At 59.8% G+C, this 14857-nt stretch carries 11 protein-coding genes and 5 pseudogenes; 10 read left to right on the top strand and 6 right to left on the bottom strand.

Features of this window, described 5'->3' with window-relative positions:
* Window positions 1-234: 234 nt before the first annotated feature.
* Together ACG873_RS02340 and ACG873_RS02335 are read left to right on the top strand one after the other, a co-directional pair.
* On the top strand, window positions 235-1251 hold the full coding sequence (locus tag ACG873_RS02340) for a hypothetical protein (protein ID WP_394890219.1): 1017 nt from the start codon (window positions 235-237) through the stop codon (window positions 1249-1251).
* Window positions 1245-2000, top strand: a complete 756-nt coding sequence (locus ACG873_RS02335; protein WP_394890218.1) for a hypothetical protein — start codon at window positions 1245-1247, stop codon at window positions 1998-2000. Before ACG873_RS02340 ends, ACG873_RS02335 begins: the two co-directional genes overlap by 7 nt.
* A gap of 288 nt (window positions 2001-2288) precedes the next feature.
* Here the strand turns inward: ACG873_RS02335 and ACG873_RS02330 are convergent.
* Window positions 2289-2417, bottom strand: a pseudogene (locus ACG873_RS02330) (RidA family protein); the annotation flags it as partial.
* 44 nt (window positions 2418-2461) lie between these two features.
* Window positions 2462-3736: a flavin-containing monooxygenase gene (locus ACG873_RS02325; protein WP_394890216.1), complete on the bottom strand. Its 1275-nt coding sequence runs from the start codon at window positions 3734-3736 to the stop codon at window positions 2462-2464.
* A 78-nt stretch (window positions 3737-3814) separates the two neighbouring features.
* On the opposite strand from ACG873_RS02325, the gene ACG873_RS02320 reads away from it, so the two are divergent.
* Window positions 3815-4087 carry a hypothetical protein gene (locus ACG873_RS02320; RefSeq protein WP_394893843.1) on the top strand — a complete coding sequence of 91 codons (273 nt, stop codon included), beginning with the start codon at window positions 3815-3817 and terminating at the stop codon, window positions 4085-4087.
* Window positions 4088-4532: 445 nt separating this feature from the next.
* Here ACG873_RS02320 and ACG873_RS02315 read toward each other — a convergent pair.
* Window positions 4533-4671: pseudogene (locus ACG873_RS02315) on the bottom strand (transposase); the annotation flags it as partial.
* A 410-nt stretch (window positions 4672-5081) separates the two neighbouring features.
* Between ACG873_RS02315 and ACG873_RS02310 the strand changes: the two are divergent.
* The 5 genes and pseudogenes from ACG873_RS02310 to ACG873_RS02290 all read left to right on the top strand — a co-directional run bounded on the left by ACG873_RS02310 (window position 5082) and on the right by ACG873_RS02290 (window position 10407).
* Window positions 5082-5567, top strand: a complete 486-nt coding sequence (locus ACG873_RS02310; protein ID WP_394890214.1) for a hypothetical protein — start codon at window positions 5082-5084, stop codon at window positions 5565-5567.
* 1195 nt (window positions 5568-6762) lie between these two features.
* Window positions 6763-6872, top strand: a pseudogene (locus ACG873_RS02305) (IS630 family transposase); the annotation flags it as partial.
* Window positions 6873-7055: 183 nt separating this feature from the next.
* Window positions 7056-8530: pseudogene (locus ACG873_RS02300) on the top strand (NAD-dependent succinate-semialdehyde dehydrogenase).
* 570 nt (window positions 8531-9100) lie between these two features.
* Window positions 9101-9595, top strand: a complete 495-nt coding sequence (locus ACG873_RS02295; protein WP_394893816.1) for a trypsin-like peptidase domain-containing protein — start codon at window positions 9101-9103, stop codon at window positions 9593-9595.
* 53 nt (window positions 9596-9648) lie between these two features.
* Window positions 9649-10407 (top strand): hypothetical protein, encoded by a 759-nt coding sequence (locus tag ACG873_RS02290; protein ID WP_394890212.1) that lies wholly within the window; start codon window positions 9649-9651, stop codon window positions 10405-10407.
* A gap of 76 nt (window positions 10408-10483) precedes the next feature.
* Here ACG873_RS02290 and ACG873_RS02285 read toward each other — a convergent pair.
* Window positions 10484-10711: pseudogene (locus ACG873_RS02285) on the bottom strand (hypothetical protein); the annotation flags it as partial.
* Window positions 10712-11006: 295 nt separating this feature from the next.
* On the opposite strand from ACG873_RS02285, the gene ACG873_RS02280 reads away from it, so the two are divergent.
* Window positions 11007-11168: a trypsin-like serine protease gene (locus ACG873_RS02280; RefSeq protein WP_394890210.1), complete on the top strand. Its 162-nt coding sequence runs from the start codon at window positions 11007-11009 to the stop codon at window positions 11166-11168.
* On the top strand, window positions 11105-11683 hold the full coding sequence (locus tag ACG873_RS02275; RefSeq protein WP_394890208.1) for a serine protease: 579 nt from the start codon (window positions 11105-11107) through the stop codon (window positions 11681-11683). The genes ACG873_RS02280 and ACG873_RS02275 overlap by 64 nt, the downstream gene beginning before the upstream one ends.
* Before the next feature lie 1133 nt (window positions 11684-12816).
* On the opposite strand, the gene ACG873_RS02270 is transcribed toward ACG873_RS02275, so the two are convergent.
* Window positions 12817-14046, bottom strand: coding sequence for a type II toxin-antitoxin system HipA family toxin (locus tag ACG873_RS02270; protein ID WP_394890206.1), 1230 nt, complete (start codon window positions 14044-14046; stop codon window positions 12817-12819).
* Window positions 14039-14608 (bottom strand): helix-turn-helix domain-containing protein, encoded by a 570-nt coding sequence (locus tag ACG873_RS02265; protein ID WP_394890204.1) that lies wholly within the window; start codon window positions 14606-14608, stop codon window positions 14039-14041. Before ACG873_RS02265 ends, ACG873_RS02270 begins: the two co-directional genes overlap by 8 nt.
* Between the last annotated feature and the right edge of the window lie 249 nt (window positions 14609-14857).

Below are 14857 nucleotides of genomic sequence, written 5' to 3'. Positions count from 1 at the left end.
GACAGCTTCCACACTTTGGCACTCCGGGAGCGGGAGCCATCCACGTCATCTGCTTTTGGAAGTCGGCCCATGCAGCTTTGACGACCGACATGAGGCGGTTTACGCTAGGTGGCTCTAGCCAAGCATTCCGGATGCTTCCAGCCGTTATTTCCCTATAGCTGAGCCGGTGTGCTAGAAGACCACCCTATTTAACAGCGCATGTACTTTTAACAGAAGTGATGTTAAATAGGCGGCATGGTGTTAGAAAGAATCCCTGCCGCGCAGTTGAAAGCGCTCGCCCAGGCGGCGGAAGCGTATGTCCAGCACGCCTTCGGGCGGCGGCTCGAACTCACGCCAATAGCGCCCACGAACGTCCCGCACTTCGTGCTCGACCGCTACATGTTGTGGCAAGGGGTGCTGGACGGTCGCACTCTGGTTCTCATGGCGATTCGCGAACCCCGGCAAGGCGCAACCACGGATTATCTCAAGCACCGTGATCTGGTCCGTCGCCAACTTGGCGTCGATCTCATTCTGCTGCTGCTTGACCATGTGCCGAACGCCATCAGACGCCAGATGGTGGAGCGGCAGATCGGCTTCATCGCGCCGGGTGCGCAGCTTTATGTCCCGGAAGCATTGCTCGACCTGCGCGAGCGCGCGCCGACGACCGCGATCGCTCCCGCCGACCAGATCAGCCCCACCGCGCAATTGGTGCTCCTCGCTATCCTGCAGGGTGTCGCCCTTGAGGATGAACACCTCACCGAGCTTGCCGAGCGATTCCATGTGTCGATCATGAGCATAAGCCGGACACTAGATGAGCTTGAGGCCCTCCAACTTGCAAAGGCTCGCCATGTCGGCCGACAACGCCGTCTGCACATGCTCCTGGGTGGTCACGAATTATGGGAGGCAATCCAAGAGCGATTGCAGTCCCCAGTGCGCAAGGTTCGCGTTGTTAGCGGCCGGATCGAAGACCATATCGCACCGCTCGCCGGCGAGAGCGCGCTTTCCCGCTACACCATGCTGGCGACGCCTCGGGTCCAGACGCGCGCCATTCTGTCGATGCATTGGAAGCGCCTCAAGGAGAGGCTCGCACTCAGCCCAGCCGCGGCGTTCGATGACGACCGAGTTGAGATTCAGACCTGGACCTACGACCCGCAGATCCTCGCGCGGGACGCTGTCATAGATCCGCTCTCGCTGTATCTCAGTGTTCGGGAGAGCCCGGACGAACGCGTTGCGCAAGCGGCGGAAGAATTATTGGAGACGTTTGAATGGTGACCGGGGTCGACCGCTTCCGCGCGCATTTTGCGGGCCATGAACATCAATATGTGCTGATTGGTGGTGCTGCCTGCGAGCTTATCATGGACGAGGTCGGCCTCGACTTCCGTGCCACCAAGGATCTTGACATCGTGCTGATCGTCGAGGCGCTCGACGCTGCCTTCGCGGAGCGCTTCTGGGCCTTTGTCGAGCAGGGCGGGTACGAGATCAGGGAGCGAAGCCAGGGCGAGAAAATCCTCTACCGCTTTCAGAGGCCGAAGGCCGAAGATTTCCCCGCCATGCTCGAGCTGTTCTCGCGGTCGCCCGAAGGGCTGACGCTTGCCGAGGACTCGCATCTTACGCCGCTTCCGATCGACGAAGCGGCCGCGAGCCTGTCGGCGATCCTGCTCGACGAGGACTATTACGCCTTCCTCAAGTCGATGGTGCGCGATGCCGGCGGCATCCCGGTGCTCAACGAGGCAGCGATCATCCCGTTCAAGGCACGCGCGTGGCTCGATCTCAGCCGGGAGCGCGATGCGGGCGGCAAGGTCGACGAGAAGAACATCAAAAAACATCGCAACGACGTGGCACGGCTGCTGCAAGTCTTGAGCCCGGAAGCAAGCTATCCGCTGCCCGAGACCGTTGCGAAAGACATGCGGGCATTCGTCGAGGTGGCGATAGCGGAGGTCGATTATAACCCCAAGCAGTTCAAGGTGAATATGACGCGAGAGGATGTCGCCGACCGGCTCCGTGCCGCCTACCAGCTCTGATGACATATCCTGCGGTCAGCTATCGACCCGTAGCGCATCTACTTCGCTCCACATGAGTCAACGTCCGTTTTCAGGATGGCGCAAATTGGGTTGGAAAGGCAGCAATGGGGCGCGTTGCGGTTCGACTGCTCCACGGCTCAAACGGGCCGACAGCGGACGGTCTGGTGTTGCCATGCAACGAAGGACTCCATCGTTGCTCATGTGCACCCAGCGCGTTTGCACCGGCTCACGGTTGACCAAAGCGAGTGGACATTATGCGAAATAAGCAAGCCCGTACAGCTTGGCTGACGGCGTGCGCCCACCGGGCCGAACGGTCCGGCCGCCGCGCGTGACAACCACCTGGCAGAGATCATTGTCGAGCTTCTGCTCGGGATAGGCATTCTTCGTGTTGAAGGTGCGAATTCGCGTGTGCGCCATCTTGGTCTCCGTCAGGTCGGGCTCGCAGCGGTCGTCAGCTTTGGTCAGGCGTCAACGGGTTCGCGCTTCGCGGCAGCATGGTAGGCTAGATATTTTCGCTGCGTCGAAATGCGGTCGGCCACGTGCTTGGCATCATGCCAGACGCCCCAGATGAAGCTGGACCCTCTTCGCGACTGCCAAGGCAGACCCAGGAAATAGATCCCCGGCTCGGTCGAGACGCCGCGCTGGTGCCTTGGCCGGCCCTTCTCGTCGAAGGCATCGACCTTCAGCCAGCTGTGGTCGACTGCAAAGCCTGTCGCCCAGATGATTGCCGATAGCCCGGCCTCGGCCAGGTCGAGCTCAAGAATCGGATCACTCATGCATTCCGGATCCGGGTCGATCCTGCGGGCCGCGGGCTCTTCCGGAAGATCGAGCCCGTTGCAAGCGACATAGGCGTCGGCTTCATCCAGCAGCGACATCAGGCTGGCGTCGCCACGGGCAATGTTTTTCGCCAGATCGGGCGCGAAGCTCATCACGCCGTCCTGGTACGCGTTGGTCATACCAACCAGGGTAAGCCCCTGCGCGGCCAGACGACGGAAATCGATCGTCTCGCCGCCGCGCGCGCCGGTCACCGCGATCGTGACGTGTTCGGTGCCGGGTCCCGGGGCCTCGGCCTCCCACTTGCCGAGGACGCCCAGCCACCAGCAGCAGTCGCGCCCGCGATAGGCCCGCGGCGGGCGATCGTGAGGGCCGACCGAGAGGTAGACGCGCTTGCCAGCGCGCTGGAGTTCGTCCGCGATCTGCACGCCCGAGGATCCCGCGCCAACCACAAGCACCGCGCCTTTCGGCAGTTGCTCAGGGTTGCGGTACGCGCTGGAATGGATTTGCAGCATGCCCGCTTCCCGAGGGACGACGGGCGGAATGACGGGGATCTGGAAAGGTCCGGTCGCGGCGACGATGCTGTTGGCTTCGATCACACGGTCCGACGTCTCGACGCGGAATCCGGGCCGCCCGACACTTCTTTGCACGAGCTTGACCTCCACGCCGCAGCGGATCGGCGCATTGATCTGCTTTGCATAAGCGACAAAATAGTCGGCGACCTCCTCCTTGGGGGCAAAGTCATCGGGACCGGTCCGCGGAAACTCCATGCCCGGGAACCGGTCATGCCAGGCCGGGCCATTGGCAACCAGGGAGTCCCACCGCTGCGAGCGCCAGCGTTCGGCAATCCGGCCGCGTTCAAGGATTAGATGAGGCACCCCGCACTTGCTCAGGTGTTCGCTCATAGCCACTCCCGCTTGGCCGCCGCCAACGACAAGCGTGTCCACTTTTTCGACAGACATATCTGCGTCCTTTTCTGGCTACCCAGTTTTCTGCGGATGCGGCGGAGGTGTGATTCTCGATTTCCTGGATGGACCCAAATGCGAAAACTAGCGTTTCCTGTGCCAAGGGTTAGCCTGTCCCTAATCCTCGGAGGGATTGCTGACGATGTGCAACGGGTCGGGATGTCCCGGATCAGCACCATTGGAGAAAAGTGGTCGAACGGCTGGCTGTATTTTTTTGCCGTTCCCGCTCAATACATCAGTGCCGGCCATACCGCCGATCTGGAGCGTGGAGCCGTTCGGGAAGATGATGTCCGTCCAGATGACGAGCAGACCTGCCAAGTCGACCGTGAAGAATTCGGAAGCTGCTGATATTCGGTCAACAACGCGCCTTGGCACGCAGTCAGCTCTCACTCACTGTTGCCGCAACTCAATTGGCAAAGGCCGTGCCAGCGGCACAGCACGCAAATACCGCATGGTTACGCTTGAAAAACCTCCAAACCCAAGCTGGCCTGTTGTAGTGAACCTGACATTTCTGCCAATGTTTGTTCTGAACCTGACTTTTGTCTGCCGCTGTCAAGTTTTGGACACGCATCATCGGCCTCGGGCCACGCGTAAAGCGTGGCCATCCGAATCATTCCCGAGGCGTTCAAACCATAAGCCCGCCGGTATCGAGAATCGGTGCAGCGAAGAAGGTACGCCAATTCGAACGCATTTTGCTCCGATCCAAGCTTATCCCGAGACGGTCGACGGGCCTGGCGTCCAGCTCGAGGTGGTGTTGAACTACAAGTCACGGATTTGTTCAGCATCGGCGTCGGCGCCCGCTGCGGTGCACATTCAGATAGGCGCCCTCGATCCAAAGGTATGGCCAATCGCCCTCGAGCGGCCGTTCGAGGAACGATCTTCACCTTGCCCTCGATCTCTTCGCACAGCCGTGAGATAGCAGAGCCCGATATTCACATTGCCGAAACGGTGTTCTCATTTGGCACGGTTCGTGCGGCGATCATCGCAAACACGTCACAGATCGAGGGTCTCATGGTCACCCACAAAAAAATGCGAGTAAGACCTGGCAGCATGCTGACGGCGCATCTGGCCCGGCGCTGCCCAATGATTCTACTTTCTCCCACTAAGGGCGGCGAGGACGCAGGGCCCTCGAAACGAGGGACAACTCACTTCGCCTCTAACCTTGCCCATCGCCCGGTCAGCACACAACTGAAGCCATCAATGAACCTTGGGTCTGGCTGGCTGCGCGGCATCGCTGGACCCAGGATCTGACCGCCCGGGCCATCGCCGCCGGCGTCGATACTAGTATTGCCTGCTCGGTCGATGTCGCCATGACCAAGGACGACGAAGGGAGGCTGCTCCATTGACTACCATCGCCTACAAGGACGGCGTGATGGCCGCCGACAGTCGCGCCTACCCCGGTCATTCCGGATACATCGGCACCAAGATGAAGATTCGCCGTCTGCCCGATGGACGCCTGATTGGCGCCTCCAGCGGCAGGGCTGGTGCCTGCGAGGCGATTCTGGACTGGTATGTAGCCGGCGCAGACATCAAGAACACGCCACACGGCGTGGATCGCGACGACGTCCATCTCCTGGTTGTTCATCCCGACGGGTGCGCTCAGATCGCCTGCCACGGCTGGACGTTGACCGGCATGCTGTCCAATCCCTATTTCGCGATCGGCAGCGGCGCCAAGCAGGCGCAGGCTGTTCTTGAGTTCGGCGGCACGCCTGAGCAGGCCGTGGAGGTCGCCTGCAAGCTCGATTGGGGTTCAGGGCTGCCGGTCGTCTCTCTGACGCACGGAACGCCCTCCCCTGCCCCGAAGAAGCGCAAGAGGAAGCGCAACTGACGTCGCTGTTCACCGCGCCCGGCGCTTGGCCATGACCGATTCCGGGCAGCTTCTGCCGTGTTTCAGTCGGTTGGGCTGGCCATTAATTTAGAGAATGGGCAGTTAATTTGGCACATGCTTGGTTTTGCCACTTCATGTGGAGAATGAGGCTCGCGGTGTTTTTCCTCGCGAGCCTATCATGAACGATCCATTTCCCGACGAGATTGATGAGGCACTTTGGGATGAAGCGTGCCGGTGTAACCCATGCGCCCGTGGCTTCCTGAGGCCCACCGGCCGCACAACGACCGGAGATGTTGAGGAGCTCGCAGCCGAACTCGGCCTCAACTAGGCGACAGCATATCGGCGGCCAAGCTGTTCCGCGCCGGCGGTATCGTCGTGTCGCTGGTGGATCACAAACGCGGACGGCCGGAGGGTCGTCGCATCCTAGACAATCAACGACAGGAAATCATCCGGACGACGATCAATGCATTCTACCTGAAGCGAAATCGGCCGACGGTCTCGCACCTGTCCGGGACGTGCAGACGAACTGCATGTCGGTTGGGCTGAAGCCGCCGCATCGCCGAACGATAGTAGCTCGGCTCGCGGACATCGACCTTCAGAAGCGTGCCAGGCGGCGCGGCGAACAGAAGATCGTGAAGGTGACAACCGCCGTTGCTGGAGCGTTTGGCGCCTTCCGGCCCCTGGAAGTGGTTCAGATCGACCATACGAAGGCCGACGTCTTCGTCGTCGACGAGGAGACCCGGCAGCCGATCGGCCGGCCGTGGCTGACATTCGAGGGACGTGTGCAGGGGTTCTATCTTATGATGGAGGCACGGTCCCGGCTGTCAACCAGCCTGTGCCTGCCGCACTCCGTCTTCGACAAATCGGCATCGCTGAGGGAGCGCGAGATCAGGAGCGATGGCCCGTCGGTGGCCTGCCGGACATGTTGCACGTCCCGATTTCCGGAGTCGGGCTTTCAAGAGAGGACACCAGGATGCCGGCATCGCGATCGAATGGCGGCCACCGAGCGAGCCGCACTTCGGCGGTCATGTCGAGTCTGATTGGCACGCAACTGGGGAGACTGCACCTCCTGCCCGGAACGACCTTCAGCAATGCGCAAGAGCTTGGCGAATACAATTCCAAGCGGCATGCGGCGCTTACCTCCGGGAACTCGAGCGGTATATCGCTCGACAAGGCGCTGATGCCAGCAAAGGCGGCCGAGAGAACCATCAAGGCTCTGTGGGACGCGGTGGCGCGGTCGTCGACCTCTTCACCCCAGCCGAGTGTGCCAACTACTTCAAAGCCGCAGGATATGAACCGGATTAACCAGGAGGTGCTCTAGTGAGAACCGCAAACCATCGACCAGAAGAGCTCATAAATTTTGCCTTTCAAGCTGGGTGAGGTGGTCTACCAGCCGTCTGGCCGAGGCCCTATAAGGAACCCGCAGGTGCGGAATACATACCGACACCCTGCCGACATACATATCCGCTGCGTTGAGAGGAATCCGGTTTGCCCCTGTGCCTGCCGATGATCCGCCACCTGAAATCCCCTGATCTTTCCGTACGATCGACCGCGTGGCAGCCCTTGGCATGCCGGTTGGTGATCGGACATTCGAGGTCCTTAACCCGTCGAGCGGCGAAGTGCTGGCAGGGCTCCCCGACATGGGCGTGGAGGAGACACGCGCTGCGATCGACAAGGCCTATATCGCGCTGCCTGGGTGGGCGGCGTTGACCGCCCGAGAGCGTAGCGACTTTCTGTGGCGATGGCATCAGTTGATCATCGATCACGCCGGCGACCTCGCTGCGATTCTCACAGCGGAAATGGGCAAGCCGCTTGCCGAAGCCAGGTCGGAGGTATCGCATGCTGCGGCGTATCTGCAATGGTACGCCGAAGAGGCCAATCGCATCTATGGCGAGACGATCTCCGCACCATCGACGGACCGCCGGATGTTGGTGATCAAGCAGCCGATCGGCGTCGTCGGGACGATCACGCCATGGAATTTCCCGGCCTCGATGGTGGCGCGCAAGATTTCGCCGGCTCTGGCTGCCGGCTGCACGATCGTGCTCAAACCTGCTGAACAGACGCCGCTCGTAGCTGGCGCAATGTTCGCTCTCGCGCACCAGGCTGGCTTTCCCGAAGGCGTTGTCAACTTGATCTATGCGTCCGAAGGCGATGCAGTTGGCCGCGAACTCTGCGCCAATCCCAAGGTGCGCAAGATCAGCTTCACCGGCTCAACCGAGGTTGGCCGGCTACTGATGCGCCAGTGCTCCGAGCAAATCAAGAAGGTCAGCCTCGAGCTCGGCGGCAATGCACCTTTCATTGTGTTCGACGATGCTGATATCGACGCTGCGGTTGACGGTGCGATCCAGGCGAAGTTCCGCAATGCCGGCCAGACTTGCGTTTCCGCAAATCGCCTTTACGTCCAATCGACGGTTCACGATGAGTTCGTGGAGAAATTCGTGGAGAAAGTCCGCCACCTATCGGTTGGTGACGGCTTCGCTCCCGGAGTGGATATCGGACCGCTCATTGACATGCACGCTCTGGCCAAGATCGAATCCCATATCGCCGATGCCGTCGCAAAAGGCGGCACAATTCGATGTGGGGCCGAACCTTTCGGCAAGAATGGCACCTTCTTCGAACCCACGGTCCTCACCGAAATATCTAGCGTCATGGCGGTTGCGCAGGAGGAGACTTTCGGGCCGCTGGCGCCGATCATCCGCTTCGACGATGCGGATCAGGTCGTGCGTGAGGCCAACGACACGATCTACGGCCTCGCCGCCTATTTTTATGCCTCCAACCTGAAGCGTGTCTGGCGTGTGGCCGAGGCCTTGGAATACGGCATGGTTGGCATCAACACGGGGCGCATGTCTTCGGAAGCGGCGCCCTTCGGCGGGATAAAGCAGTCTGGTATCGGGCGGGAGGGTTCCCGTCGTGGCCTCGAGGACTACCTCGAAATGAAATATCTCTGCATGGACCGCATCTGAAGCATCTGCTTGCGCGGTTCGCAGATCGGGTATGTGGCGCGCCACATAACCGAAATGCGGCATTGTTTATTATCTTCCGTGCAAAGCGAGCGCGGTCGGCGCCTACCCCAGTCGGCCTCCTCACAAGAAGTTACCGCGACAACGCCCCCTCCAGGTCGTTGAGCGCGATCTTGCCCGCTCGACTCTGGAGGACGACGGCATGACGCGGCTGATGACCATTCCCGGTGTCGACGTGACCGTCGCGTTGGCGACGAAGGGGGCGATCGCACGCGTCCCGCTTCGACGAGCTACAGAAGCTTGCAAGCTAACTCGGGCTGAATCCCAGCCAGGCAGTGCGCGCCAGGGCTCGTCTACCAGGGGCGAAATAGGGCCGTGGACATGCCCGCGGCATACTCGGCGAAGGGGCTCGGGCGGCAGCACGCGCGCCGGCGCCACTCCGTGATTTCGCTGACATACTGACGGCGACCGACCGGTGGCGACCACATGGTGTTTCGATGCAAACAATACTGTCGCTATTGCCCCACTGTCGACTATCGAACAGACGCACCATAGCGAAGCGTTTTGCATTTCGTGCGCAGCCCTCAACGCAAAAAGAAGGAAGAGCGCGACGCGAAGGTGCGCCGGCCCAACTTGAGTATCAGTGCGCAGCTACTTATCAGACTTGACCAGTCCTTTGGCGGATTGGAGCTCTTCTTCTGCGAAATCTGTCCAATCCTCGGCGAATTTGCAGTAAGTCTCGGATATCGGCTTTCCGGGCTCTTGGGGTCGGGACCTCAGGTTTGGCACGGCCTAGTCTCGGGGTTGCTGGGTCCAGGAGACGATCCTCGGCCAATCCAAATTTCCGCACCGATTCAACCAGGATCGAGCGGAGGGCGGGCGTTCGATTCATCCGGCTTGCTGATCGGCCTCGTGACCGCAACTCTTGTTAGGACAGAATGTCAATTTTGCGATTCGAACAGGGCTGGCCGCCGCTTTGAGGGAAGCGGTTGGCATAGATGTGAACGCAAAAAGAAAGTCATTTGCCCGCGATCTTTCCGAGTTGACGAAAACGGATTCCAAATATGAATGGCGGATCGAGTGCAATGCCTGATTAACCCATCAAATCCGCAGATCACGCCATGCGGCCAATCGTCTTTGCCGATCTGGATGACACGTTGTTCCAGACGCGCGCAAAGTGTCCGAAAGGCAGCCAGGATAAACTGGCTCTAGCTGCGATCTCCTCGAACGGACATCATTCCATGATGACCCAGCGGCAGGTTGCCATGATCCATTGGCTGCTGAGTACGTCACAAGTCATTCCCGTCACGGCACGTGGCACGACGGCCTACGGGAACGTCAAAATCGCGTTCAACAGCTATGCAATTGTTGCCAACGGCGCTGTCATCCTTAAACCGGACGGTGCGCATCTGGAAGAATGGCACGATGTCATTTCTAAGGAATTGATCCCTCACAGGGAGGCACTAAACCAGGTACTTGAGATAGGTTGGCAAGGAGCCGAATCTGGCAAAATGTCTGTTCGTTCGTGGATCGTTGAAGAAATGGGTATGGCCACATACGCCGTCTTCAAAGAAAACGACGGTGATGGCAGGAGGCTGGCGGAACTGAAATTTGACTTCGACGATGCGGGTTGGATACGACATCACAACGGAAACAACTTCGCGCTCATTCCCCCGCCGGTTTCAAAGCGCCGGGCAGTAGAGTTCCTCTTGAAGAAAATCCGCTCGGAGTCTGGAGATAGGCCAGCGATCGGATTCGGTGACAGTGCAAGCGATCTCGGCTATCTCAATTTGTGCGACTGGTGGGGTGCGCCATCGCGCTCGCAGATTTCGGCGATGCTGAACTTGCCACCGAACACTTTTTTTGCGGGCCTTGCTTGAAAGACGCATGTGCACCGCGTGGCCCGGCGCCGCGCGATTGACGCAACTCGTCGAGGTGACCGGCCGTGTTACCGGTATCCCTGCTACCGATGAGATCGGCTTCACCGCGCCCGCGGTACGCCTCCAGTTTGGTTGCGACAAATAAAGGAGGCGTGAGGCGGCGGATCACGAGCATTTCCTCCAACGCCGCTGGGACCGCCGTCTCAATCCCCTTGGCATACCAGCGATTGCTGAAGCCGAGGATAGCCTCGTTGTCCGGCATGAATTCGACCTTGAGGTCGCCAAGTTTCATGCGGCAGATGACATTGCGATACCCGTGCCGTCGTCGCGCTTTCCGAAGAAGTCCTCTGCCCACGGCAACCAGACCGTCCTATCGAGGACAAAGCATGTTGCCTGCGGCAATGCGAATCACATCCGAGATGAGGGGTTGCTACGTGATGGGTTGGAAGGCAGGAGTGGCGCCAACGGCACGCGGCCGTTGGCAATAGTACGAGGAAACCCGTGCCACCGATCATCCGTCATACCGTCTGCGCGCTCGCTATCCTTTTTGGTGGACACGCCGTTGCTCAAGCAACGGGTCTTTTTGAGCGATAAGAATCGTGCTGAACGGCAAGCCGACCACGATCGAACGCCAGCCTTGGCTGGCCCAACTCAATATTGACGGGTACATGTGCGGTGGAACGGTGATCGCAGAGCGGTGGATCGTCACAGCGGCGCACTGCTTAGTGGATGCAACAGTCGACGAGGTCGAGGTCAAGTAGGCTCTGCAGATTCCAATGATGGCGTTTCGTTACCGCTAAAGGCTTTTTTTATTCCCAAAGAATATAACGACGAGACATTAACACATGACGTAGCGATGGTGCTGATGGTCAGTACGCGACCCGCAGTGGCCATTCCCGTTGCTACCCCCAGTGTGCAAATTGATATTAACGAGCCTCTTACCGTGGCGGGTTTTGGAGATACACAATTTGGAGGAGAGCCATCAGACGAGCTGTTAGAGGGCAAGGTCCCGTACGTCAGCAACAAAACGTGCAGCCGCGTATATGACGAAATCGCTCCTGGGATGATGTGCGCCGGAACCGAAAGCGGCTGGACCGATGCTTGCCCAGGGGACAGTGGAGGTCCTCTGACCAAAGGCAATGGCCCAGAGGACGCCATCTTGATTGGAATTATATCGTGGGGGGACGGTTGCGGAATGCCGCTGAAGTACGGTGTGTATACGCGCGTGGCGTCCGAGCTCGAGTGGATCATTAAAGTGATGTCAACACATCGGTGACTGAGGCGGCGAGTCGGGATGCGTGCAGGATGGAAGTTCACGTTGCCGCGTCTATCTGAACGCGCAGAATGTCCCAACAACCGGAGTTGCTTAACAGGTATCCTCACCACGCCCCATGAATGCTGTGCAGGCTAAGAAGAAAAGCCCGCCGCGTGTGCAACTGCCCGAGGAGCAAGCGGCGGGCTTCGCGTCAAGAGAGAGTGTGGCGGCTCCCTTGGGATGCGTGAAAACAGCGACCAGAGATTCTTGTTCCAATCAAAACGCAAAAAATACCCTCCTGGCCGAAGCCAAGAGGGTAACGGGGATGTGAGTGGATCAGGGCGGCGGGCGCGCCCGGTCAGATAGGTGTAGATTCCGATCATCCAGCCTGCGAAGCCGACCACGCCTATGCCGACCTTGATGAGCCAATGGCCGAGGATTCCCGCGCCAGCGGCCTGTTGCCGCAGCGCCACGACGTCTTCCGTCACAGCCTCCACGCTTTGAACCCAATCGCGAAAAGCGTCTGGATCTCGATGCGAGTTCAACCACTCCGATCTTGTCGGCAATCCACTCCTTGTTGCCCTTCACCAGTGCTGACATCGCCTTGGGGTCGGACACCAGTCTGATCAGACGGTCGCTGAGATAGGCCTCGATCGCGGAGAAGTACTGGACAAGCAGCATACGGTTCAGCGCATCGATAGACCCGTGAGGTCCGTGTTCGATCTCGCCGGCGATGTAGCTGATGTCATGGGTGGCAAATTGAAGACCTTTGCCGGATCGCTCGGAAGCTTCGCGCGCTGATACTACTCTACGCCCCATTGATCGTCAGGATCATGGACCGGATCATCGGCCACGCTCACATGGGTATTTTCGTCCGCCAGTTCCGCCACGAGGGCCCGCTCCTGTGTTCCGGATGCCTGGCAGCGAATTGCTGCTCGCACCCGGGGCAAGCCACCGTCTGCTCGGCATACCGCTGCGCGTCGGACTCCCGGTCTGCCAAAACGTCATAGCTTGGAACTTCTTCAATGGTCTCGCTGATCGTAACCCCGCATCGAGGGCATATAAACTCAAGCGCTGGTTCTCGAAGCGACATGCCTGCCCTCTCGATTGGTCCCTAAATGGTTGCTGGCGCCCGATCGTGACCGTTGTCCCTGTTATGCGAGTTCGTCGTGGAGCGGCACGGTCGGGGCGTGTGCGTCGACCGCCTCCAGGACTTTGGCAGCAAATGGAAGATGCCGCTTCTCGGCCTCCCATACGTGCCGGAATCGCTGGACGGTTTCCGCGGCCGTGTCGATGACAAGTTTTTCTGCCAGAAGCGCCTTCGCCGCTAAGTGCCGAAGTTCATCGGTATCGAACTCGGCCATCTTCTTCGTTCGCGAGAAATTGAGCGCGGCCGTGTCCTCGCCTTCGATATGGGGGATGGTCGAAACCAGATCGTAGGCAGGCGACAGCGCGGCCGATCGCCGATCCGGATAGATCAGTGACCAGTTCTTTAGGTGCATGTCGCCATTGCCGATTAGGGCACTGAACACGAGCCGCCGGATGAACTCGGCGGCGCCGGCGTCTCCCGCCTCAGTGCCGATCACGCGTGCGACGTTGGCGTAGCTCGCTCGCTTGTACTTGTCGTCGGGAAAGACCCCGAAGACCTGCGCGAAATCCTCGGTGTGCACGGGGCCATCAACGGTGCGGTCGAAGCGGCTGACAGCGAGCGCCTGTCCCTTGAGTTCGCCAATGCCTTCTGGAATGCCGGCGATCGAGTCGAGCTCAACCAAATTGATGACCGGCACTTCCATGCCGATCATACCTGCGAGCGTCATCATGGAGAATTCGTTCTCGGGGACGCCGGTAAATTGCTGTGACGGAAGCTTCACGATCCAGGAGCCGCCGACGCCCTTAGCGGGGATGGTCAGGCCGCCACCCTTTCCAGCGTTCGCAAAAGCGGAGAACTTGAGCTGCACGCCGGCGAGTGAAAAGCGGAGGGCATTGGGTCGGGCGTTCTCCGGCAAATCCTCGTCGGCACCAGGTGGAAGGGCTTCACCGGCCGCCGGATGGATCGACAGTGCCCCCGGGAGGTCGAGACCGAGGACCCAGAGCAGGAAGAATTCGCGCTGCTGATTGACTCCGGCCCGCTCGGCGAGATAGCGGCGCAGGCCGCCCTCCGGCAGCAGGTTCGAAAAGAAGGGCGGAACGACCCGTTGCGTCGGCCGGATGTTGGTGATCAGGCCGCCAAGATTGTCCTTGAACGACAGGCTGAGTGTCGGCCGGTCGGGGTTCTCGACATAGTCTTCGTTGAAGGCAAAGATCGTCCGATCGCCCTGCAGGTGGGTCAGCGTGCCAATCGGCTCGTTGTAGAGTCGCACGTCGAGAACCGAGACGTCAGGCATCGCCACCTCCATCGTCGAGTGAGTAAGCCGCCTTCGGCTCGGTGCTCACGCCATGGGCGATGGAATTGCGCAGCCGCTGCAGGTTCTGCGCGATGTCACGGACAACGGGTGCCGCTTTCGGACTGGCCTGATAGCGCTCAAGGCGGGCGATTAGCTCGCGCACGAGCTGCATCTCCTGATCGCTCAGGTTCACCCTTCGCAAGAAACGCATCGTATCTTCGACGCGATCGAGATCGGCCGAGCTACCGTAGAGCTGCTTCAACTTCTTGACCAGCCGTTCGGCGCGGGCGAACCGCTTGTCGTTTGGCTGACCAGCATGGATATGCATGTCCGGCGTCGCCTGGGCCTTGACCAGGCCGAGCACCGCCGGCACGAGTTTCTTCGGCACGAGCATGACCTCGAGATCGAGCGCCCGAGTCAGGTCGATGAAGCTGGACAGCCCCGGCTCCATCTTGCCGCTCTCGATTTGGGAAATGTGGCTCTGCGTCAACCCTGCCTGCTCACTGAGGGTCCGCTGGCTTACTCCGGAGGCCTCGCGGACCTCGCGGGCCTGGGCGATCAAATTCTCGCTTTGGTAGGACATGATATAGAATCCACGATCGAACACATCAGATGATAAGTATACTGTATCTAGCGACGTGAGCGACGAGTGTCAACCTAGCCGATTTAGTATGCTGATCAACGGCCGCTCTTGATATAGGAAACCGCATCACCTGAGATGCGCTAGATCCGTGCGCGGTGTCCAAGATTGCACCATGGAGCCGGATCAGCCTGCCGCGCCACTCCCGCTCGATATCCATCGCTCGCGGTG

It is taken from the genome of Allomesorhizobium aridi (assembly GCF_043769475.1).
Taxonomy (GTDB): domain Bacteria; phylum Pseudomonadota; class Alphaproteobacteria; order Rhizobiales; family Rhizobiaceae; genus Allomesorhizobium.
The sequence above is the reverse complement of the archived record's forward strand: the minus strand, read 5'-3'. Positions and strand labels throughout refer to the sequence as shown.

Excerpts from the sequence above, each read along its gene's own strand:
- ACG873_RS02290 (WP_394890212.1), top strand. The coding sequence starts at position 9,649 with ATGCGGCCAATCGTCTTTGCCGATCTGGATGACACGTTGTTCCAGACG.
- ACG873_RS02320 (WP_394893843.1), top strand. The coding sequence starts at position 3,815 with ATGCGAAAACTAGCGTTTCCTGTGCCAAGGGTTAGCCTGTCCCTAATC.
- ACG873_RS02340 (WP_394890219.1), top strand. The coding sequence starts at position 235 with ATGGTGTTAGAAAGAATCCCTGCCGCGCAGTTGAAAGCGCTCGCCCAG.
- ACG873_RS02335 (WP_394890218.1), top strand. The coding sequence starts at position 1,245 with ATGGTGACCGGGGTCGACCGCTTCCGCGCGCATTTTGCGGGCCATGAA.
- ACG873_RS02270 (WP_394890206.1), bottom strand. The coding sequence starts at position 14,046 with ATGCCTGACGTCTCGGTTCTCGACGTGCGACTCTACAACGAGCCGATT.
- ACG873_RS02325 (WP_394890216.1), bottom strand. The coding sequence starts at position 3,736 with ATGTCTGTCGAAAAAGTGGACACGCTTGTCGTTGGCGGCGGCCAAGCG.